The 5,395-nt window shown below is 71.3% G+C and carries 3 protein-coding genes and 1 pseudogene; all 4 read right to left on the bottom strand.

The window, feature by feature from the left end; genetic code table 11:
* Positions 1-791, bottom strand: a pseudogene (locus WBP48_RS13475) (hypothetical protein); the annotation flags it as partial.
* Positions 773-1,549 (bottom strand): ABC transporter ATP-binding protein, encoded by a 777-nt coding sequence (locus WBP48_RS13480; protein WP_424441249.1) that lies wholly within the window; start codon positions 1,547-1,549, stop codon positions 773-775. The pseudogene WBP48_RS13475 and the gene WBP48_RS13480, both read right to left, overlap by 19 nt.
* Before the next feature lie 210 nt (positions 1,550-1,759).
* Positions 1,760-4,276, bottom strand: a complete 2,517-nt coding sequence (pheT, locus tag WBP48_RS13485; protein WP_424441251.1) for a phenylalanine--tRNA ligase subunit beta — start codon at positions 4,274-4,276, stop codon at positions 1,760-1,762.
* On the bottom strand, positions 4,276-5,316 hold the full coding sequence (pheS, locus tag WBP48_RS13490; protein WP_424441253.1) for a phenylalanine--tRNA ligase subunit alpha: 1,041 nt from the start codon (positions 5,314-5,316) through the stop codon (positions 4,276-4,278). The genes pheT and pheS overlap by 1 nt, the downstream gene beginning before the upstream one ends.
* Between the last annotated feature and the right edge of the window lie 79 nt (positions 5,317-5,395).

A 5,395-nucleotide genomic window follows, 5' to 3' on the forward strand; every position in this document is an offset into this window, starting at 1 on the left:
GCCGCGACCAGCACGCGCGCCCACAGCAGCCACAGCACCGCAAGGGTCGCGGCGGCGATGACCATCTTCGCGAGCGCTGCCGGCCACGCGCCGGCGGCGACATCGGCGGGCGCCGACCACGACGCCCCAAGCGGCGTCCAGCCGAGGATGCCGGTGATCTCACTAAGGCGCGTGCCAAGACCCGTAGAGTCACGCATGGCGCCCAGGAGCGCGATGATTCCGCTCGCGAGGGGGCCAGCGAGAATCAGCAGCACGAGCACGATCGTCCCGATGAACTCGCGGCCGCGGCGGTTGCCGCCGAGTCCGCCCGACAGCGCCGTCACAAGGCGCGAGGCGACGACGCACGTGAGCACGGCGAGCGCGATACACGGCGCCGCGATGATGGCGGCGACCGGCCACCGCACCCACAGGACCACCGTCGCGAGCGCCGCCAGCGTCGTCACGATGCCGGGGATGCCGGTCAGCCCCGTCGCCGTGAGCGCCGCCATCACCTGCCGCACGGTGAGCGGGAAGGGTGCGAGCTTCTCGGCATCCACCGTCGTCTCTGCTCCTGCGACGAGGATCGGGCCGAGCACCCAGCCCACGAGCAGCGCGGCCCCGCCGAGGGTCGTGACCATGCGCGCGACCTCGACGCCTTGAAGCGCCGCCACAGCGACCAGCGCGGCGACGACCATCCCGAGGATCCACAGTGCCGACAAGATGCCGAAGCAGAACCCGACGAGTTGCCAGGGCCGACGGGCGAGGGTATTGCCGAGGATGCGGCAGCGCAGCCTCAGGACTGTCGCAACCACTGCGGCCCCTCCGAGGTGTGCCGGCCGCCGACGAGCGAGACGAACCGGTCCTGCAGCGTCTGTCCATCGCGCACCTCGTCGACCGTGCCGGCCGCGAGCACGCGTCCGGCGGCGATGACGGCGACGTGGTCGCACATGCGCTGAACGAGGTCCATCGAGTGGCTCGAGACGATGATGGTGCCGCCGGATGCCGTGTACGAGCGCAATACGTCCTCGATGTTGGCCGCGGAGACCGGATCGACCGACTCGAACGGCTCGTCGAGCACGAGCAGCCGCGGCGCGTGTACGAGCGCGCACGCGAGGGCGATCTTCTTGGTCATGCCGGCGGAGTAGTCCGCGACGATGGCGCCGGCGGCCTCGCGCAGGTCCATCAGCTCGATGAGGTCTTTCACTCGACCGGCGATCTCGGGTCTCGGCAGCGAGAACATCATGGCCGTGTAGGTGATCAGCTGCTCCCCCGTCAGCCGGTCGAACAGCCGCACCCCGTCGGCGAGGTTGCCGATCATGGCCTTCGCCCTGACCGGGGCTGCCCACACGTCGACGCCGTGCACCCAGGCCGTGCCCGCATCGGGTCGCAGCAGGCCCGTCGCCATCGACAGCGTCGTGGTCTTGCCGGCGCCGTTCGGTCCGACGAGGCCGAAGAACGAGCCCTGCGGCACGGCGAGGTCGACGCCGGCGACGGCGGTCTTGTCGCCGAAGCGTTTGACGAGACCAGTCAGCTGGAGAGCGGGGGGCGTTGCTGCAGGTGTGTCAGTCATCTCTGTCGAGCCTACTCACGCCGTCTGCACGGGCGGCGGGCCACCCCACCTCGCCCGCGGCGCCGTTGCCGCGCACTTCACCCGGGACCTGGCGCCGAGGATCCCGGCCGAGACGTTCGGAAAGCAGGCTGAAATGCACTCGAAAGGCCCGAAAGCGGGCGAAAGGAGCGATCCAGCCTGCTTTCGGAACCGCCGCCGCCGGCAACCGGCCTACTCCCGGATTGTGGCCCCGAACCGCTCGGCCGCGACGGCGACGCCGTTCAGCTTCGCCTCGGTCGCCTCGGCGGCGGTGAGCGTGCGATCGGGCGCCCGGAAGCGCAGCGCGAACGTGAGGCTCTTCGTGCCCTCGGTCAGCCCCTTACCGCGGTAGTCGTCCACGAGGTGCAGCGATTCCAGCAGCTCCCCCGCGCCCTCGACGAGCGCCGCGCGCACGTCGCCCGCGACGACGTCGTCACCGACGACGAGCGACACGTCCTGCGTCGCGGCGGGGAACCCGGACAGCGACGCGGCGGCATCCGGAGCCCCGGCAAGCGCGAGAATGCCGCCGAGGTCGACCTCGACGACGTACACGCGGCCGGGCAGGTCGGCAGCGGCCGCCACGGCGGGAAGCACTTCGCCGACATAGCCGACTTCCACGCTTCCCACCGAAAGGATGCCGGTGCGCCCCGGGTGGAGCGCCGCGCGCTCCCCCTGGGCGACATCGATCCGCACGCCCGCGGCGGCACCGATCGTCTCGACCGCGCCCAGCGCGTCGGCCAGCTCGACGGCGACGGCGGGGTATCCGGGCTGCCTCGCGGACACGTTTCCGGCGAGCAGCACCGCGACGTGGCGCGGCTGCGGCGGGATCGCCGCGTTCAACTCCGCGAGCGTGTCGTCGGAGGGCCGCACGGCGAGCGGCGGCACGTCCGCCGTGCCGTAGACCGCCTCGGGCTCGGGCGTGAAGGCGAGGCCGGTCTCGAACAACGACAGGTCGGTGAAGCCGCGCGACAGGTTGCGGTGCGCGACCTGCAGCAGGCCCGGCACGAGCGAGCGGCGCAGGTACGGCGCCTGGCCGTCGATGGGATTCGCGAGCTTGACGGCGGGGACAGATCCCCCCGAGGCCGACCCGTGCAGGTCGTTCGCCTCGGACGTCACGAACGGGAACGAGAGCGTCTCGACGTAGCCCGCGGCGGCGAGCGCGTTCGCGACGCGACGCCGCCCCCGCTGCAGGGCGGTCAGGCCCCTGCCTGACGGCGGCGTGGGCAGGATTGACGGGATGCGGTCGAGCCCGTGGATCCGGGCGACCTCCTCGGCGAGGGTCCATCTGTCGGTGAGGTCGGGCCGCCACGACGGCGGAATGACCTCCCACTCGGCATCCGCTTCGTCGGCGGGCGAGACCTCACAGCCGATCGTCTCCAGGGCGCCGGTGATCTCGGCATCCGTGTAGTCGACGCCGATCAGCGCCGGGACGAAGGCGCGCGGCAGCAGGATCGACGGCAGGAACACCTCGCCGTACAGGGCGCCGCCGAGGTCGGGGTCGAGCGTGCCGCCGGCGAGTTCCACCATGAGGTCGGCGACCCGGCGGGCCGCGACGAACGGGATGAGCGGGTCGACGCCGCGCTCGAACCGGCGCGACGCCTCGGACGGCAGCTTGTGCCGGCGGGCGGTGCGGGCGATGGTGACCGGGTCGAACGTCGCCGCCTCGATCAGCACGTTGCGCGTCGCGTCGGTCATCTCGGTCGTGCCGCCGCCCATCACACCGGCCAGGCCGATGGGTCCGGAATCGTCCGTGATCAGGAGGTCTTCGCCGCTGAGCGTGCGCTCCTTGCCGTCGAGGGTCGTGAGCTTCTCGCCCTCGGCGGCTCGGCGCACCGTGATGCCGCCGGAGAGAGCGTCGAGGTCATACCCGTGGATCGGGTTGCCGAGCTCGAGCATGACGTAGTTCGTGATGTCGATGAGGATGCCGAGCGAGCGGATGCCGGCGAGCGTGAGCCGCGCGACCATCCACGGCGGGGTGGGGCGCGAAGGATCGACGTCGCGCACGACGCGCACGACGAACTCGCTCGCGCCGACGCGGCCGCGGATGGGGGCGGCGTCGTCGACTGTGATCGGGAAGCCGGAGCCGGGCTGGACGTCGTCCCACTCGTGCGCGGCGGGGTCGCGGAAGGGGGCCCCGGTGGCGTGCGAATACTCGCGGGCGATGCCGCGGATCGACAGGGCGTACCCGCGGTCGGGTGTCACGTTGACATCGACGGCGACGTCGTCGAGGCTGAGCAGGGCGATGGCGTCGGTGCCGACCTCAGGGTCGAGTCCGAGCTCGGTCAGGCGCAGGATGCCGCTGTGTTCCTCACCGAGGCCGAGTTCCTTCGCCGAGGCGATCATGCCGTCGGAGACGTGACCGTAGGTCTTGCGAGCCGCGATGGGGAACGGCCCCGGCAGCACGGCGCCGGGCAGGGTGACCACGACCTTGTCACCCTCGACGAAGTTGTGCGCGCCGCAGACGATGCCGCGCACGCCACCGTTCGCCTCGCCGACATCCACCTGGCACCAGCGGATCGTCTTGCCGTTGGACTGAGGCTCCGGAACGAACGAGAGCACCGTGCCCACGACGATGGGGCCGGTGAGATCGAAGCCGATGCGCTCCTCCTCCTCGAACCCGACCGAAACGAGCGCCGCGAAGACGTCGTCGGTCGTCGCGTCCGCGGGGACGTCGACATATTCACGCAGCCACGACAGAGGGACGCGCATCACACCACCATTCCGAACTGCTCACTGAAGCGGACATCGCCTTCGGCCATGTCGCGCATGTCCTGCACGTCGGAGCGGAACATCAGGGCTCGCTCGACGCCCATCCCGAACGCGAAGCCGGAGTACACGTCGGGGTCGATCCCCGCAGCGCGCAGCACGTTCGGGTTCACCATTCCGCATCCGCCCCACTCGATCCAACGGGCGCCGCCCTTGAAGGTCGGGTGCCACAGGTCGAGCTCGGCAGAGGGCTCGGTGAACGGGAAGAAGTTGGTGCGGAACCGGGTCTTCGCCTCGGGTCCGAAGAGCTGGCGCGCGACGTGGTCGAGGGTGCCCTTGAGGTTCGCCATCGTGATGCCCTTGTCCACGACGAGGCCCTCGAACTGCGTGAACACCGGCAGGTGCGTCGCGTCGAACTCGTCGGTGCGGTAGACGCGACCGGGACACAGGACGTAGATCGGCAGATCGCGCTCCAGCATCGAGCGGACCTGGACGGGGCTCGTGTGCGTGCGCAGCACGAGGTGGCGGGATGCCGGGGCCACGTAGAACGTGTCCTGTTCCTGGCGTGCCGGGTGGTCGGCGTCGAAGTTCAGCGCGTCGAAGTTGAACCACTCGTGCTCGAGCTCGGGGCCCTCCGCGATCTCCCAGCCCATCGCGACGAACAGGTCGGCGATCTCCTCCTGCAGCAGGGCAACGGGGTGCCGCGCGCCGACGCGCGTGCGCGGGGCGACGGCGGTGATGTCGATCCGCTCGGCTTCGAGCTGCGCGGCGGACTCCGCTTCGGCGAGCTCGGTCTCGCGAGCGGCGAACGCCTGGTTGACGCGTCCGCGCGCCTGTCCGACGAGCTTGCCGAGGGCGGCCTTCTGGTCATTCGGGACGTTCCGCAGCTGCGCGTTCAGCCGCGCAAGCGGCGATCCCTCGGCGGAGTGCGCGGCGCGCGCCGCCTTGAGCTCTGCCGTGGTGGATGCCGCGGCGATCGCCTGCCGCGCGTCGTCCGTGGCCGCCGCAACGGCCTCGGGGGTGATCTCGGGAGTGTCAGACACGATCATCGAGTCTACCGGCGCCCCGCGCCCGCCCCGCCCCGCCTCCCGCACCTCCGCGCCCCGCCGCGCACCTCCCCGC

It is taken from the genome of Microbacterium sp. (assembly GCF_049661145.1).
Classification (GTDB): Bacteria; Actinomycetota; Actinomycetes; order Actinomycetales; family Microbacteriaceae; genus Microbacterium.

Coding starts and splice junctions, on each gene's coding strand:
- pheT (WP_424441251.1), bottom strand. CDS start 4,276: ATGCGCGTCCCTCTGTCGTGGCTGCGTGAATATGTCGACGTCCCCGCG.
- WBP48_RS13480 (WP_424441249.1), bottom strand. CDS start 1,549: ATGACTGACACACCTGCAGCAACGCCCCCCGCTCTCCAGCTGACTGGT.